The organism is Streptomyces sp. NRRL F-4489 (assembly GCF_001509485.1).
Lineage (GTDB): Bacteria > Actinomycetota > Actinomycetes > Streptomycetales > Streptomycetaceae > Streptomyces.
The window spans coordinates 192,507-207,698 of the sequence record NZ_LLZI01000001.1; the positions used below are offsets into that span (position 1 = coordinate 192,507).

12 protein-coding genes are annotated in these 15,192 nt (G+C 72.6%); 9 read left to right on the top strand and 3 right to left on the bottom strand.

Going from position 1 to position 15,192, the window contains the following annotated elements:
- Nucleotides 1–133: 133 nt before the first annotated feature.
- On the top strand, nt 134–1,192 hold the full coding sequence (locus ADL22_RS00855; protein WP_066972634.1) for a chitinase: 1,059 nt from the start codon (nt 134–136) through the stop codon (nt 1,190–1,192).
- Between the two features lie 24 nt (nt 1,193–1,216).
- Here the strand turns inward: ADL22_RS00855 and ADL22_RS00860 are convergent, their stop codons facing one another.
- Nucleotides 1,217–2,008, bottom strand: a complete 792-nt coding sequence (locus ADL22_RS00860) for a LysR family substrate-binding domain-containing protein (protein WP_066972635.1) — start codon at nt 2,006–2,008, stop codon at nt 1,217–1,219.
- Between the two features lie 70 nt (nt 2,009–2,078).
- Between ADL22_RS00860 and ADL22_RS00865 the strand changes: the two genes are divergently transcribed.
- A complete protein-coding gene (locus tag ADL22_RS00865; RefSeq protein WP_066972636.1) occupies nt 2,079–2,477 on the top strand; it encodes a DUF5997 family protein in 399 nt (132 codons plus the stop codon).
- A 100-nt stretch (nt 2,478–2,577) separates the two neighbouring features.
- Nucleotides 2,578–3,069, top strand: coding sequence for a thiol-disulfide oxidoreductase DCC family protein (locus tag ADL22_RS00870; protein ID WP_079063747.1), 492 nt, complete (start codon nt 2,578–2,580; stop codon nt 3,067–3,069).
- Here the strand turns inward: ADL22_RS00870 and ADL22_RS00875 are convergent.
- Nucleotides 3,050–3,841 carry a Pr6Pr family membrane protein gene (locus tag ADL22_RS00875; RefSeq protein WP_079063748.1) on the bottom strand — a complete coding sequence of 264 codons (792 nt, stop codon included), beginning with the start codon at nt 3,839–3,841 and terminating at the stop codon, nt 3,050–3,052. The two genes, ADL22_RS00870 and ADL22_RS00875, sit on opposite strands and share 20 nt — an antisense overlap.
- A gap of 122 nt (nt 3,842–3,963) precedes the next feature.
- Nucleotides 3,964–6,189 carry an FG-GAP-like repeat-containing protein gene (locus tag ADL22_RS00880; protein WP_066972638.1) on the bottom strand — a complete coding sequence of 742 codons (2,226 nt, stop codon included), beginning with the start codon at nt 6,187–6,189 and terminating at the stop codon, nt 3,964–3,966.
- 270 nt (nt 6,190–6,459) lie between these two features.
- On the opposite strand from ADL22_RS00880, the gene ADL22_RS00885 reads away from it, so the two are divergent.
- The 6 genes from ADL22_RS00885 (at nt 6,460) to ADL22_RS00910 (ending at nt 15,064) form a co-directional block, all read left to right on the top strand.
- On the top strand, nt 6,460–7,521 hold the full coding sequence (locus tag ADL22_RS00885; RefSeq protein ID WP_079063749.1) for a threonine aldolase family protein: 1,062 nt from the start codon (nt 6,460–6,462) through the stop codon (nt 7,519–7,521).
- A complete protein-coding gene (locus tag ADL22_RS00890; protein ID WP_066972639.1) occupies nt 7,518–8,336 on the top strand; it encodes a TSUP family transporter in 819 nt (272 codons plus the stop codon). Before ADL22_RS00885 ends, ADL22_RS00890 begins: the two co-directional genes overlap by 4 nt.
- Nucleotides 8,337–8,917: 581 nt before the next feature.
- Nucleotides 8,918–10,417 (top strand): xanthine dehydrogenase small subunit, encoded by a 1,500-nt coding sequence (locus ADL22_RS00895; RefSeq protein WP_066972640.1) that lies wholly within the window; start codon nt 8,918–8,920, stop codon nt 10,415–10,417.
- Nucleotides 10,414–12,888 carry a xanthine dehydrogenase molybdopterin binding subunit gene (xdhB, locus tag ADL22_RS00900; protein WP_066972642.1) on the top strand — a complete coding sequence of 825 codons (2,475 nt, stop codon included), beginning with the start codon at nt 10,414–10,416 and terminating at the stop codon, nt 12,886–12,888. The genes ADL22_RS00895 and xdhB overlap by 4 nt, the downstream gene beginning before the upstream one ends.
- Before the next feature lies 1 nt (nt 12,889).
- Nucleotides 12,890–13,699: a xanthine dehydrogenase accessory protein XdhC gene (xdhC, locus tag ADL22_RS00905; protein ID WP_107116183.1), complete on the top strand. Its 810-nt coding sequence runs from the start codon at nt 12,890–12,892 to the stop codon at nt 13,697–13,699.
- A 273-nt stretch (nt 13,700–13,972) separates the two neighbouring features.
- Nucleotides 13,973–15,064, top strand: a complete 1,092-nt coding sequence (locus ADL22_RS00910) for a Gfo/Idh/MocA family protein (protein ID WP_234430491.1) — start codon at nt 13,973–13,975, stop codon at nt 15,062–15,064.
- The last annotated feature ends 128 nt before the right edge of the window (nt 15,065–15,192 follow it).

Genomic DNA, 15,192 nt, shown 5'->3' on the forward strand with positions numbered 1-15,192 from the left:
CACGGAGCGGCGGACCACCCCAACTCCCGTACTGCCCGCACCCATTGACGAAAGGTATGGACCAATCTACGGTGTCCGCACCACCCCCCACTTCCCCGCCACGGCATCCCGCCGCGGCCGAAGGGAGCACAGCGTGACCGGTCGGATAGCGCGTCTGCTGAGAACCGGCCTCGCGGCCGCCTGCCTGCTGCCCGTATTGGCCACCGCGGCGCCCGCCACCGCCGCCCCCCGCGCCGACACCTGCGCCGTCAAGCCCCGGCCCGCCGGCAAGGTCCTCCAGGGCTACTGGGAGAACTGGGACGGCGCGGCGAACGGCGTCCACCCGCCGTTCGGCTGGACCCCGATCACCGACGCCCGGATCGGCGCCCATGGCTACAACGTCCTCAACACCGCGTTCCCGGTGATCCGTTCGGACGGCACCGCCCTCTGGGAGGACGGGATGGACGCGACGGTGAAGGTGCCGACGCCGGCCGAGATGTGCCAGGCGAAGGCCGGCGGCGCGACGGTCCTGATGTCGATCGGCGGCGCCTCGGCCGGGATCGACCTCAGCTCCAGCGCGGTCGCCGACCGCTTCGTCGCCACGCTCGTACCGATCCTGAAGAAGTACAACTTCGACGGGATCGACATCGACATCGAGACCGGCCTGACCGGCAGCGGGGACATCACGCGGCTGTCGCCCTCGCAGGCCAACCTCATCCGGATCATCGACGGCATCCTGGACCGGATGCCCGCGGGCTTCGGCCTCACCATGGCCCCCGAGACCGCCTATGTCACCGGCGGCAGCGTGACCTACGGCTCGATCTGGGGCGCCTATCTGCCGGTCATCAAGAAGTACGCGGACAACGGCCGTTTGTGGTGGCTGAACATGCAGTACTACAACGGCAGCATGTACGGCTGCTCCGGCGACTCGTACGGGGCCGGTACGGTCGAGGGCTTCACCCGGCAGACCGACTGCCTGGACAAGGGGCTGACCGTGCAGGGCACCACCATCAGGGTCCCCTACGACAAGCAGGTGCCGGGACTGCCGGCGCAGCCGGGGGCGGGCGGCGGCTATATGGCCCCGGGCGCGGTCGCGCAGGCGTGGAACACGTACCGCGGCGGGCTGAAGGGCCTGATGACCTGGTCGCTGAACTGGGACGGCGCCAAGGGGTGGACCTTCGGGGACAACGTGCGGGCGCTCCAGGGGCGCTGACCGGTCCCTGCGGCCGGCCCGCCGCTACGACCGGCGGCGCGGCCGGCCGCGACGGGCTCCGGCGCCCTTCGCTCCGGCGCCCTTGGCCCCGCCGGCCGTCCGCCGCGCGGGCCGGCCCGCCCCCGCCTTCCCCGGCGCCTTCGGCTTCTCCTTCGCCTTGGCGGTGGGCTTGGGCTTCTCCTGCGCGCCCGCCTCGGTGGCGGCGCGGCGGCCCCGGGTGCTGTTCACCGTCCGGCCGCGGACGATGCCGATGAAGTCGTCCACCAGGTCGGTGGTCCGGTCCTCGCGCCATGACAGCGCGACCTGGGACTGGGGGGCGCCGGTGACCGGCCGGTAGGTGAGGTCCCTGCGGTGGTGCAGCCGGGCGAGCGACTGCGGGACGATGAGCAGCCCGATCCCGGCGGCCACCAGCTCGATCGCGTCCGCCGTCGTGGCCGGGCGTTCGAGCGCGGGCCGGCCCGGCGGCCGCGCCCAGTCCAGGGTGTCGTCGAGCGGATGCAGCAGGATCTCGTCGGCGAGGTCGTCGGCGGACACCTCGTCGAACGCGGCGGCCAGGTGGTCCTTGGGCACCACGACCACCGTCGTCTCGGTGTACAGCGGGATCGCGCTGAGGTCCGTCCGGTCGGTCGGCAGCCGCAGCAGACCCGCGTCGGCGCCGCCGTCCCGCAGGGCGTCGGCGGCGTCGGCGGCCGGCACCTGGAGGAGGGTGAGCGGGACGTCCGGCAGGCGTTCGTTCCAGATCCGCGCCCACTTGGCGGGGGTCACTCCCGGTACGTACGCGAGCCGGAACGAAGAGGAATCATCCGAGCCTGTCACCCCGCCAGGCTACCCGCCGCGGGCGGAGGCCGTGGTCAGCGGCGGTGCGCGGGCTCGTTACCCTGGAACCATGACGTCGCACCAGACCACCCAGACGATGAAGCCCGCCACCGCGGCGAAGAAGCTGGGTGTGTACCTCCAGGCCACCCCCGCCGCGTTCCAGGAAGGCGTGGTCACCCGCGCCGAGCTGAACGCGCTCCAGGCGGATCCCCCCGAGTGGCTGCGTGAGCTGCGGCGCAACGGCCCGCACCCGCGGCCGGTGGTCGCGGCGAAGCTGGGCGTCTCCATCTCCGGCCTCGCCCGCGGCGGGGTCACCGAGGCCCTCACCACCGAGCAGATCGAGGCCCTGAAGACCGAGAATCCGGAGTGGCTCCAGAAGGAGCGCGCCACCCAGGCCGAGGTCCGCAAGGAGACCGCCCGCCTGAAGGAGAAGAAGCGCGCCGAGGCCGAGGACGAGGGCGCCGCGTAGCCATCGGGCCGGGTGCGCCGGGACCGGCCACGGGCTGAGCCCCGGGTGCCACCGGGCTGACGGCTTACGCGCGGGCCCGGGTGCGGCGCAGCATGGACGTATGACCACTCCCCCGGACTCGCCCCGGCGCCCCCTCCGGCGCACCGGCCTCACCAACCCCACCCCGCCCGCTCTCCCCGTCCTCGTCTACGACGGCGACTGCGGGTTCTGCACCACCGCCGTGCGCGCCGCCGAGCGGTACGTCCGGCCCCGCTGCCGGATCACCGCCTGGCAGTCCGCCGATCTGGCCGCGCTCGGCACCACCCGGCGCCGCGCCGAGCACGAAGTGCTGTGGATCACCCCGCCGGGGGCGGTGCACGGCGGCGCCGGGGCCGTCGCCAAGCTGCTGCTGAGCGCCCGGGGCGGCTGGCCCGTCGCGGGCGCCGTGCTCACCCTCCCGCCGGTCCGCCCGCTCGCCCGCGCCCTCTACCGCCTGGTCGCCGCCAACCGGCACCGCCTGCCGGGCGGCACCCCGGCCTGCGCCCTGCCCCCCGCGAACCGGCCGGGGACGGAGCCGGGGCCGCAGCCAGGACTCACGGCATCTGGTCAGTAGCCGGCGCCCGGCTGCTGCCCAGGCGCGGCCGGATCCGGTCGAGCAGGACGAGGGCGAGCGCCAGGACGTAGAAGGCCAGGCCGAAGACGACCGCGTTCCGGGCGATGCCGTCGTAGCCGTGGAGGTCCACGTCCAGGAAGGGGTACGGGTACCGGCCGTCCGTCCCGGGGGCGAGGAGGGCGCCGCGGATGAGGGCGAAGGGCAGGTAGAGGATCGGATAGGCCAGCCACAGCCCGGCGTAGCGGACCAGGAAGGTGGCGCGGGCGGTGAGGAAGAGCCAGTCCAGGACGGCGGCGAGCGGCGTCGCGGTGTGCAGGAGCTGGCTGGCGGCCGTTTCGAGCGGGGTGCGGTGGCTGGTCATGGCGAAACCGCTGGCGTCGTTCGACAGCACGAAGTGGAAGACCAGCCCCGTGATGCAGATGTAGAGCAGCGCCGCGCCGGTGATCCGCGGGGACAGCGCGGGGCGTCCGGTCCAGGCGCGGTGCGCGGACCAGGCGAAGACGAGGGCCAGCAGGATGTTGGACTGGATCGTGAAGTAGCTGAAGAGCCGGCCCAGATCGTGCGAGGCGACGGTGTCCAGCACGATGCCGGTGGCGCCGGTCAGCGCGGCGAGTGCGCGGAAGGCCGCCGCGACGGGGCGGCGGGCGCCGGCGGCGGACGGTACGGGCGCGGCCGCCGCGCCGGGAATGCCCGGTCGCGCCGCGGCGTCGCGGGGGCCGCCGGGGGAACCGTCAAGCGCCGGAGCGGCGTTGGGGGGTGTCTGATCAAGCATTGGTACACCGTACGGCCCGGCGCCCCGGCGGCCTCCGCGGGCTGCGGAACGAGGGGGACGACCGGCGGCCGCCCCCCTCGCCCCACGGCATCGGCGCCGCCCGGAAAGCCCTACCGGACCCCTCAGACGACGCTGTTGAACGTGCTGCCCTCGCCCGCGTACAGCGTGGTCGTCTGCCGGCTGAACGGGGCCGTCGCCGAGCCGGTCGAACGGTAGACGTACGTGCCGTTCGGGCCGTAGGCGATCAGATCGGGGCGGCCGTCGGCGGTGACGTCGCCGGCGCCGGCGAGGTGCGAGAACGCGTTCCAGCCGCCGCCGATCCGGACCCGGGCGGTGAAGTTGCCCGCGCCGTCGCCCTGGTAGAGCCAGAGGACGCCGGAGGTGTCGCGGGCGACGAGATCGCCCGCCGCGCCGCCCGCGATGTTCCCGACCGCGGTGATCTGGTTGTAGATCCCCCAGCCGCCGCCGACCTTGACGCGGGTGGCGAACGGCGCGGAGGCGCTGCCGGTGCCCTTGTAGAGCCACAGGGCGCCGGAGGTGTCGGTGGCGAGGAGGTCCGGCCGCCCGTCGCCGGTGAGGTCGCCGCCGCCGGTGAGCTTGTCGTAGATCTGCCAGCCGCCGCCGACCTTGACCCGCGTGGCGAACGTGCCGTCGCCCTTGCCCAGGTACAGCCACAGGTCGCCCGAACCGTCGCGGGCGACGAGGTCGCCGGTCGGTGCCCCGGCGACGTTCCCGACCGCCGTGATCCGGTTGTAGACCTGCCAACCGCCGCCGATCTTCGTGCGCTTGGCGGTGTTGATCTGGCTGCCGGACGGCCAGTCGAAGAGGTCGTCCCGCCACAGGACACCCGAGGCGTCCCGGGCGAGGACGTCCGTCGAGCCGTTGTCGTTGAAGTCGTGCGGGTTGGCCTCGCGCGCGACCTGGAACGTCCCCGAGCCGGTCGCCGGGGCGCCGTCCGCCGGGGTGGCGGTGAGCTGCCAGGTGTAGGCGCCGTTCGGGGCGCTGGCGCCGTTCAGGACGCCGTCCCAGGTGAAGCGGAAGCGGGTGCCGGAGGCCGGCGGGGCCAGGCGGGTGGTGAGCTTCTGCCCGGTGGCCGGGTGCGTGAGCGTGAGGTCCACGGTCGCGTCGGCGCGGGAGAGGTCCCACTCCATGGGGACGGTGGTGCCCGGCTGTTCGAGGTTCACGGCGGTGGGGACGTTCGCGCCGGTCACCTTGACGGGCATCACCCGGTTCGTGCCCGCCACCAGCGTGAGGTCGGGCCGGGCGCCGCCCGAGGCGGTGATCCGGAACAGCCCGTCCGCGTCGGCCGTGGTGCCGCGCACCAGCAGCGAGCCGTCCGGTGCGTGCGCCACGCTGGAGAAGCTGTCCATGAGCTGGTACGGCGCGGCGTCGTCCTTGGTGAGGAGCCGGGCGTACAGCGGGCTCGGCGTCGCGTCGCCGGCCTTGCCCGGGACGCCGTAGAGCAGGGTGTCCCCGGCGATACCGGCGATCACGGCGCCGCTCAGGGAGCCGTCCATGGTGAACCGCTTGGTGACGGTCGGCGTGGTCACGACGAGCTGGGTGCTCCCCGCCGGGTACTCGCTCCACGCCTTGTAGTCGGCGGCGTAGGCGCCCGTGGAGTTCTGGTTCCACGGGCCGGTGGCCTCCGCGCCCAGCCGGTCGACGACCGCGCCGCTGCTGACGTTGGTGAGCGCCTTCCAGTACGCCGTCCGGAAGGTCGCGCCCGAGAACTCGCGGCGGCTGCCGAGGACGAGCAGGTCGTGCCCGGTGGAGGCGACGACCTTGAAGTCCAGGTTGTAGCCGCCGGACGTGAGCTTCGTCTTCTTGGTGATCCCGTCGGCCTGGGTGAGCTGCCACAGCTCGTGGTAGTCCTGGGTCGTCGGCACGCTCACGAAGAGGTGGGCGCCGACCGCGCCGACCAGCTTCGCCCCGGGCGCGAATTCGGCCGCGAGGTCGATGGCCCCGGTCTGCACGGCGCCGGCCGACATGTCCCACAGCAGGACCGTGCCGTCGCTGTCGACCGCGACGACGGCGTCGGAGGCGGTGTCGTAGCCGGTCGTGCCCGAGGGGATCGGCCGCACCGAGCCGTCGGCGTACGTGTGCCACTCCAGGACGGGCGTACCGGAGTCGCCCTTCCGGGAGGTGAGGTAGCCGGTGTCGCCGGTGCTGACGATGTCGGCGTCGAGGGGCAGCTTCGCCTCGTCGGCGGTGGCGGCGGTGGCCCCGGCGACGGCGGCCGGAGCGGCCACGGCACCGGGCGCGGCCAAGGCGCCGGCACCGACCGTCACGGCGAGAACGGTGGCCACACAGGCGCCGAGGCGGCGCCGGGTGGTGTGTAGAGAAGCCAAGAAAGTCTCCTGATGAGCCAAAACGGTACGCGCACTGGCGCGTACAACTCGATCAGACTTGCGAATGGGGGCGGTGGTTGTAGGGGGTGCTCGTGTTTTTTCTGTGATGGAAGTGGTGTGTGCGGGTGGAGGGGCACACGGCCCCCTCCCGCCCCACCCGTCCACCATGTGAAAGCGCCTTTCCATTACGGGAGTTGATCGCTACCGTCCTCTGCCGACGACGCGCGCACATCCCGCACGCGTCGAGACGGAGCGACGAGGGGACCACCCGTGCCGGCACCGATCGACCTGCGCAGCGACACCCTGAGCACCATCACCCCGGAGATGCGCCGCTACATGGCGGACGCCGAGGTGGGGGACGACCTGTATGGCGGAGACCCCACCACACAGCGCCTGGAGGCGCACTGCGCCGAACTCCTCGGAAAAGAGGCCGCGCTCTTCACCGCGAGCGGCACCCTGAGCAACCAGCTCGCGATCCGCGTGCACACCGACCGCGGCAGCGAGATCATCACCGACACCAAGTACCACCTCAACTTCTTCGAGAGCGCGGCCAGCGCCGACCTGTCCGGGGTGGTGCTCAACCCGGTGGACAGCCCCGACGGCGTCCTCACCCCCCGCCTCCTGGACGAGGCCGTGGACCGCAAGCGGCGCGCCCGGCTCACCTCCGCCCCGTCCCTGGTCTGGGTCGAGAACACCGTCAACTACTACGGCGGCAAGGCGATTTCGGTCTCCGACCTGGCCGATCTGCGCGCCGCCTCGCTCGCCAAGGGCCTGCCGACGCATATGGACGGCGCCCGGCTGCCCAACGCCAGCGTCGCCACCGGCGCCTCGCTCGCCGAGTACGCCGCCACCGTCGACACCGTCGCGGTCTCCTTCGCCAAGGCCCTCGGCGCACCCTTCGGCAGCGTCCTGGCCGGTCCGGCCGAACTGATCGAGCGGGCCTCCGTCTACCGCCTGTGGTACGGCGGCGGTCTGCACCAGTCCGGCTTCATGGCGGCCGCCGCGCTGTACGCGCTGGAGCACAACATCGAGCGGCTCGCCGAGGACCACGCCCATGCCCGGCTGCTGCGCGAACTCCTCGTCGAGAACCCGGCGTACACCGCCCCCGTACCCGAGACCAACATGGTCATCGCGGATATCTCCGGCACCGGCCTCACCTCCGCCGAGTTCGTCGCCGCCGCCGCGGAGGCCGGGGTGAAGGTCGCCCGGTGGACCGACACCCAGGTCCGGATCGTCGCCCGCCTCGGCGTGGACGAGGCGGTCGTCCGCGACGCCGTGCGGCGGCTGCACCAGGTGGCCGACCGGCAGCCGGCCCTGGCTCTGGAGCGATGACGCACGTGGATCTCTGGACGCCGCTCGACTGGCCGGGATTCGGCCATATCGCCCTCGCCGCCCTCGCGTTCCTCTGCGTGACGGCCTTCCTCGCCGGCGCGATCGACGCCATCGTGGGAGGCGGCGGACTGCTCCAGCTGCCCGCCATGCTCCTGGTCAACCCCGGTGGCGCGGTGGTCTATTCGCTGGCCACCAGCAAGATGGTGGGCCTGGTGGGAACCTCCGCCGCGGCGGTCACCTTCGCCCGGAAGACGCCGCTCGACTGGAAGGCCGTGGGGCAGATGGCCGCCACGACCTTCCCGGCCTCGGTCGCCGGGGCGGCGGTCGCCTCCGCGCTGCCCAAGTCGGTCCTGAACACCGTGGTGCTGTGCGCCCTGGTGGTCGTGGGCCTGTACACCTGGCGCAAACCGGAGTTCGGGGTGGCGGAGAACCGCCGCTTCGGCCACCGCGGCGAGCTGGTCGCCATGGCGGTGGGCGGCGCGGCCATCGGGTTCTGGGACGGCCTGGGCCCGCCCGGAACGGGCTCGTTCCTGGTGTTCCTCCTCGTCGGCGTCATCGGCTACGCGTTCCTGCGCGCCTCCGCCGTGGCGAAGGTCGTCAATATCGCCGCCAACCTCGGGGCGCTGGTCTTCTTCATTCCGGCCGGCAAGGTGCTGTGGGGCCTCGGCGCGGCGATGGCGGTGTGCAATCTGGCGGGCGGCATTCTCGGCGCCTCGCTGGCCATGAAGCGCGGTTCCGCTTTCGTCCGCAAGGTTTTCCTGGTGGTCGTCTCGGGACTGGTGATCAGCGTGACGTGGAAGCTGTCGCTGGCGTAGCGCACTAATTCATTGATACGAAAGGCAGTTGAGCCCGCGGCATCCGGCCCGCGAGGTGGCATATCCGCCGCCTCGCGGGCCGTTTCCGTAGCGCGTGGCACTGTACGAATAACCGAATCCGTGAGCCTCGCGCACCCCATTCCTTGGAGAATCCTCCAGGCTACGCTCCGTCTTCGCAGGTAGGCTTGACGTTGCCCCGGCGGCAACTTAGCTTCTAACGCACCGACTCGTGAGCTGCTGGAAAGGAGGCGACGTCGGATGTCCACCCTCTCCGACCTGCATCGCCTCGTGCAGCAGACCGCCTGGATTCCGGGCCGGGTAGCGCACGGCTGCTGAGCGGCCCGTCCCGGTGTGCCCGTTCGCGGCCCCGGCGCTTCCGAGCGCTTTTCGATCTCCGTCACCCTCATCCCCGTGGCCCGCGCCTGCGCGCCGCGGTGCGTATGAGCGTGCTGACGCGTCCTGATGCGTGCTGAGCCGATGTGTGCTGCCGGTTCACCAAAGCCGCGCCACCGAAAGAGAAAGTCCCCTGGAATGGCGACTGCGATAAACGAAACGACCGCGCTCCGAAATGAGGATCTGCCATGGTAGCGGCGCGGATCACGGTCAATGGGAAGGCCACCCCGATTTCCCCGGCCGCACCCCACACCACGGTCCTGGATTTCCTGCGCGAGCGCGGGCTCACCGGGACGAAGGAGGGCTGCGCCGAAGGGGAATGCGGCGCCTGTTCCGTCCTGGTGGCCCGCCCCGGGGTGGACAAGCCCACCGACTGGGTGGCGGTCAACGCCTGCCTGGTCCCGGTCGCGGCGCTGGACGGCCAGGAGGTCATCACCTCCGAGGGCCTGGCCACCACCGGGGAACCCGGTAAGCCGCCCGTACTGCACCCGGTGCAGGAGGAGATGGCGGTCCGCGGCGGTTCCCAATGCGGCTACTGCACACCGGGGTTCATCTGCAGTATGGCCGCCGAGTTCTACCGGCCCGACCGCTGCCCGCACGCGGACGAGCAGGCATCCCCGGACGCGGACGCCCCGGCCGGCGGCCATGACGCCGAGCACGGCCCCAACGGCTTCGATCTGCACGCGCTGAGCGGAAACCTCTGCCGCTGCACCGGCTACCGCCCGATCCGGGACGCCGCGTTCGCCGTCGGTATGCCCGCCGACGAGGACCCGCTGGCCCGGCGCCGCGATCAGGCGCCGCCCGCGCCCGTCGCCACCGAGTACACCCAGGACGACCGGGCGTTCGTCCGCAAGGGCACCCTGGCCGAGACGCTGGAGTTCCTGCGCGAGCGGCCGGACGCCGTGGTGGTGGCCGGCTCCACCGACTGGGGCGTCGAGGTCAACATCCGCGCCCGGCGGGCGGATTGCGTGGTCGCCCTGGACCGGCTGCCCGAACTCCGCGAGCTGCGCGTGGCGTCCGACGTCATCGAGATCGGCGCGGCGCTGACGCTCACCGAGATCGAGCGCCGCCTCGACGGCGCCGTACCGCTGCTGGCCGAGCTGTTCCCGCAGTTCGCGTCCCGGCTGATCCGCAACGGCGCGACCCTCGGCGGCAATCTGGGCACCGGCTCGCCCATCGGCGACAGCCCGCCGGCGCTGCTCGCGCTGGAGGCGTCGGTGGTGCTCGCCGACGCCGACGGGGAGCGCGAGGTCCCGCTCGCGGAGTACTTCACCGGCTACCGGCAGAGCGTGCGCCGCCCCGGCGAGCTGATCCGCGCGGTGCGCGTCCCGCGGCCGCTGTCGCCGGTCACCGCGTTCCACAAGATCGCCAAGCGGCGGTTCGACGACATCTCCAGCGTCGCGGTCGCGTTCGCCCTCGACATCGAGGACGGACCGGACCGGATCGTCCGCAAGGCCCGCATCGGCCTGGGCGGCGTGGCCGCCACCCCGATCCGCGCCCTCGCCGCCGAGGCGGCCCTGGAGGGCAAGCCGTGGACGGCGGAGACTGTCGAGGGCGCGGCCGGTGTGCTGCGCGCCGAGGGCACGCCGATGAACGACCATCGCGCCAGCGCCGAGTACCGTTCCGCGATGCTCGGCCAGAGCCTGCTGAAGCTGTACGCGCAGACCACCGAGGCGGTGCCGTCATGAGCCAGTTGTCCGAGCGTCCCGAAAAGCCCGTCGTCGGCCTGCCGTTGCCGCACGAGAGCGCCGCCCTGCACGTCACCGGCGCCGCGCTCTACACCGACGATCTCGTCCAGCGCACCAAGGACGTGCTGCACGCGTACCCGGTGCAGGTCATGAAGGCGCACGGCCGGATCACCGCGATCCGCACCGGGGCGGCGCTCGCCGTGCCCGGTGTCGTCCGCGTGCTGACCGGCGCCGATGTGCCCGGCGTCAACGATGCCGGGATGAAGCACGACGAACCGCTCTTCCCCGACGAGGTGATGTTCCACGGCCACGCGGTCGCCTGGGTGCTCGGCGAGACCCTGGAGGCGGCCCGGCTCGGCGCGGCGGCCGTCGAGGTGGAACTGGACGAACTGCCGTCCCTGATCACACTGCGGGAGGCGATCGAGGCCGGCAGCTTCCACGGCGCCCGGCCCGTCATGCTGTCCGGCGACGTGGACGCCGGCTTCGCCGACTCCGCGCACGTCTTCACCGGCGAGCTGCAGTTCTCCGACCAGGAGCACTTCTACCTGGAGACGCACGCGGCGCTCGCCTACGTGGACGAGGCCGAGCAGGTCTTCATCCAGAGCAGCACCCAGCACCCCTCGGAGACGCAGGAGATCGTCGCGCACGTCCTCGGGCTGCACAGCCACGAGGTGACCGTGCAGTGCCTGCGGATGGGCGGCGGCTTCGGCGGCAAGGAGATGCAGCCGCACGGCTTCGCGGCCGTCGCCGCGCTCGGCGCCAAGCTGACCGGCCGGCCGGTCCGGGTGCGGCTCAACCGCACACAGGACCTCACCATGTCCGGCAAGCGGCACGGCTTCCACGCCCGGTGGAAGATCGGCTTCGACGCGGACGGCCGCATCCAGGCACTGGACGCCACGCTGACCGCGGACGGCGGCTGGAGCCTGGACCTGTCCGAGCCGGTCGTGGCCCGCGCGCTGTGCCATATCGACAACACCTACTGGATCCCCAACGCCCGGATCGCCGGCCGGATCGCCAAGACCAACAAGGTCTCCAACACCGCCTTCCGCGGCTTCGGCGGCCCGCAGGGCATGCTGGTGATCGAGGACATCATGGGCCGGTGCGCGCCGCTGCTCGGCCTGGACCCGATGGAACTGCGGGAGCGCAACTTCTACCGTCCGGGCCAGTACACGCCGTACGGGCAGCCGGTCACGCACCCCGAACGGATCTCCGCCGTCTGGCAGCAGGTGCGGGAGAACGCCGGGATCGCCGCCCGCCGCCGCGAGATCGCCGCGTTCAACGCCGCGCATCCGCACACCAAGCGGGCGCTGGCGGTCACCGGCCTGAAGTTCGGCATCTCGTTCAACCTCACCGCCTTCAACCAGGGCGGCGCGCTGGTGCTGATCTACAAGGACGGCTCGGTCCTGATCAACCACGGCGGCACCGAGATGGGCCAGGGCCTGCACACCAAGATGCTGCAGGTGGCCGCGACCACGCTGGGCATCCCGCTGCACAAGGTGCGGCTGGCCCCGACCCGCACCGACAAGGTCCCCAACACCTCGGCCACCGCCGCGAGCGCGGGCGCGGACCTCAACGGCGCGGCGGTCAAGAACGCCTGCGAGCAGCTGCGCGAACGCCTCCTCCAGGTCGCCGCCACGCAACTGGGCGCGAACGCCTCGGACGTGCGGATCGTCGAGGGCGTCGCGCGCGCACTCGGCAACGACGGCGAACTCCCCTGGGACGACCTCGTCCGCACCGCGTACTTCCAGCGCGTCCAGCTCTCCGCGGCCGGTTTCTACCGGACCGAGGGGCTGCACTGGGACGCGAAGTCGTTCCGGGGCACGCCGTTCAAGTACTTCGCCCACGGCGCCGCCGCGGCGGAGGTGGAGGTGGACGGTTTCACCGGCGCGTACCGCATCCGGCGGGTGGACATCGTGCACGACGTCGGCGACAGCCTCTCCCCGATGATCGACATCGGCCAGGTCGAGGGCGGTTTCGTACAGGGCGCGGGCTGGCTGACGCTGGAGGACCTGCGCTGGGACGCCGGTGACGGCCCGCACCGCGGCCGGCTGCTGACGCAGGCCGCGAGCACGTACAAGCTGCCGAGCTTCTCGGAGATGCCGACGGAGTTCAACGTCACGCTGCTGGAGAACGCCACCGAGGAGGGCGCGGTCTACGGGTCCAAGGCGGTGGGCGAGCCGCCGCTGATGCTGGCGTTCTCGGTCCGCGAGGCGCTGCGGCAGGCCGCCGCCGCGTTCGGGCCGGCCGGCGCGAGCGTCGAACTGGCCTCGCCCGCGACGCCGGAGGCGGTGTACTGGGCGATCCAGGCGGCCCGCGCGGGCGGTTCCGCTCCGGACGGCCACACCCGCACCGGCGACACCGCGCCCGGCCAGGCCGGCGACGCCCGGAACGGACACGTCCGGGCCGCGAACGGCCAGGCAGCCAACGGCACGCTCCCCACCTCCGGCACCGAAGTGCTGAGCGGTGCCTGACATGACATGGGTCACCGCGGTCGCACGGTTGCGAGCACGCCGGGAGCCCGGCGTGCTGGTGACCGTCGCGACCGTGCGCGGCCACGCCCCGCGCGACGCCGGCGCGAAACTCGTCGTGGGGCGGGCCGGGACCTGGGGCTCGATCGGCGGCGGCAATGTCGAGGCCGTCGCCATCGACCGGTCCCGGGAGATGATCGCCGCGTCCAAAACGGAGCCGGAACTGATCGATTTCGCCCTCAACGACAAGGTGACCAACCAGCACGGCGTGCAGTGCTGCGGCGGCACGGTCTCCGTCCTGCTCGAACCGCTGCCGGTCGTACGGGCCGTGGCGATCTTCGGCGTCGGCCACGTCGGCCTGGAACTGGCGCGCATCCTGGCCCGCCAGGACCTCGACCTCCACCTGATCGACTCCCGCGCCGACATCCTCACCGAGGAACGGCTCGGCGTCCTGGCGGACGCGGTGGCGCAGGTGCACGTCCACCACACACCGCTGCTGCCCGAGGAGGTACTGGCGGAGCTGCCGCCCGGCACCCACGTCCTGATCATGACGCACGACCACGCCGAGGACGCCGCCCTCTGCGACGCCGCCCTGCGCACCCCGCAGCTCGGCACCATCGGCCTGATCGGGTCGGCCGCCAAGTGGACGCGCTTCCGCAAACGCCTGCGCACCGAGGGCGGTCACGACGACGCCGCCATCGACCGGATCCGCACCCCCATCGGCCTGACCGAGATCACCGGAAAGGAACCCGCCACCATCGCGGTCAGCGTCGCCGCCGACCTCCTCCGCACCTTCGAACAGGACCGCCTCTGAACCCCAACCGGCGCTTATTGCCGCCGGGTTGATAACGACCAGTCAACCCGCCAGCCACGCCATCATCCGCCCCCGCGACCAGCAACGGCCAACGGCCTCGGCCGCACCGAAGCGCCGGTAGACCTGAGCGAGCGTGCCGGCCCGGCCCCCGGGCGTACCGCTTCCTTCGTTCGGCTTCGGCATCCGAACGAGCCAACGCGGGGGATACGAGGCATGGTGGGCGGTACGTCGAAAAGGTCGACAAGAGGGTCGACAAGCAGGAGGCGAGCCGCCGTGAACGTGGATGAGATCGGGGTGGGGATCATCGGCGCCAGTCCGAGCACGCCGAGCTGGGCAGTCACCGCGCACGTTCCCGCGGTGCGGGCCCTGCCCGGCTACCGGCTGCGGGCCGTGGCCACCAGCCGGCGCGCCTCGGCGGACGCCGCCGCGGCGGCCTGGGGCGTGGACGCGTACGACGACGCGGGGGCGCTGATCGACCACCCGGACGTCGATCTCGTGGTGGTGGCGGTGAGGGTCCCCCGGCACCACGACCTCGCGGCGCGGGCGCTCGCCGCCGGGAAGATGGTCTACAGCGAGTGGCCGCTCGGGGTGAACGCCGAAGAGGCCGCGCACCTGGCCGAACTGGCCGCCGCGGCCGGCGTGCGGACCGCCATCGGGTTGCAGGCCAGATACGCCCCGGCCGTGCGGCGCCTGCGCGAGCTGGTCGCCGAGGGCTGGGCCGGGCGGGTGCTGGCGACCACCCTGACCGGTTCCGCCCTGGGCTGGGACGCCGTGACCAGCCGGAAGTACGCCTACCTGTTCGACGCCGCCAACGGCGTCACCACCCTGTCGGTGTCCACCGCGCACGCCCTGGACGCGCTCACCTGCGTCCTCGGGGACATCGACCGCGTCACCGCGGCCCTCGCCGTCGGCCGCCGCGAGGTGCTGATCACCGAGGACAACGCGAGCCTGCCGGTCACCGCGCCCGACCAGGTGGCGCTGACCGCGACGCTGCGCTCGGGCGCCGTCGCGTCCGTCTTCTACCGCGGCGGCCGGTCCCGCGCGGGCGGCCTGCGCTGGGAGATCAACGGCACCTCCGGCGACCTCCTGCTGACCAGCACCTCCGCCGACGGCAACATCCAGAGCGCGGAACTGGCGCTGGCCGGCGGGAGCGGAGCCGCGACCGAGGTGCGCCCCCTGACCGTTCCCCCGGACCCGGACGCCCGTTTGACCGCCGTACCGCCCGGTCCCGCACGCAATGTCGCCGCCGTCTACGCGGCCTTCGCGGACGACCTCGCCCAGGGCACCCACGAGGTCCCCGACTTCGCGCACGCGCTGCGCCTGCACCGCCTCCTCGCTGACATCGAGGCCGCCGCCCGCCGCTGACCGGGGAAGGACAGCGACAGCTCGGCCGCGCACACCGGTTCCGGCCGGAGGTCTTCGCCCGGGCGATGGCCGGCTGGCCGGACACCGGCCGGAACGAGTCCGCGCCCTGTCGGCCGTACGCATGGTGT

Coding starts and splice junctions, on each gene's coding strand:
- xdhB (WP_066972642.1), top strand. CDS start 10,414: ATGAGCCAGTTGTCCGAGCGTCCCGAAAAGCCCGTCGTCGGCCTGCCG.
- ADL22_RS00875 (WP_079063748.1), bottom strand. CDS start 3,841: ATGCTTGATCAGACACCCCCCAACGCCGCTCCGGCGCTTGACGGTTCC.
- ADL22_RS00895 (WP_066972640.1), top strand. CDS start 8,918: ATGGTAGCGGCGCGGATCACGGTCAATGGGAAGGCCACCCCGATTTCC.
- ADL22_RS00890 (WP_066972639.1), top strand. CDS start 7,518: ATGACGCACGTGGATCTCTGGACGCCGCTCGACTGGCCGGGATTCGGC.
- xdhC (WP_107116183.1), top strand. CDS start 12,890: ATGACATGGGTCACCGCGGTCGCACGGTTGCGAGCACGCCGGGAGCCC.
- ADL22_RS00870 (WP_079063747.1), top strand. CDS start 2,578: ATGACCACTCCCCCGGACTCGCCCCGGCGCCCCCTCCGGCGCACCGGC.
- ADL22_RS00865 (WP_066972636.1), top strand. CDS start 2,079: ATGACGTCGCACCAGACCACCCAGACGATGAAGCCCGCCACCGCGGCG.